Source organism: Gilvimarinus sp. 1_MG-2023, assembly GCF_030548285.1.
This window is the reverse complement of sequence record NZ_JAUOSC010000421.1, coordinates 1-353: the sequence shown is the minus strand read 5'-3', so window position 1 is coordinate 353 and position 353 is coordinate 1. Positions and strand designations below refer to the sequence as shown.

The following is a 353-nucleotide window of genomic DNA, read 5'->3' as shown; positions in this document are numbered from 1 at the left end:
CAACTGGACGATGGGACAAAAAATTTCGGTTGATTCCGCTACCCTGATGAACAAGGGGCTGGAGTTGATTGAGGCCTGTTTCCTGTTTAACTGCCAGCCGGAACAGATACAGGTTGTTGTACATCCCCAAAGCGTGATTCACAGCCTGGTGCAATATTGTGACGGTTCGGTGATCGCGCAGCTCGGCGAACCGGATATGCGCACTCCGATTGCTTACGCTCTGGCCTGGCCTGAACGTATGACATCCGGAGTGGCGCCACTGGATCTGGTCACTATCGGTCGCTTTGATTTTGAAGCCGCCGATGAACACACCTTCCCTTGTTTATCCTTGGCCCGGCGGGCATTTATGGCAG

General features: G+C 53.5%; 1 pseudogene. It reads left to right on the top strand.

The annotated features are described in order from the left end of the window. A pseudogene (locus tag Q4563_RS17450) lies at positions 1-353 on the top strand (1-deoxy-D-xylulose-5-phosphate reductoisomerase); the annotation flags it as partial.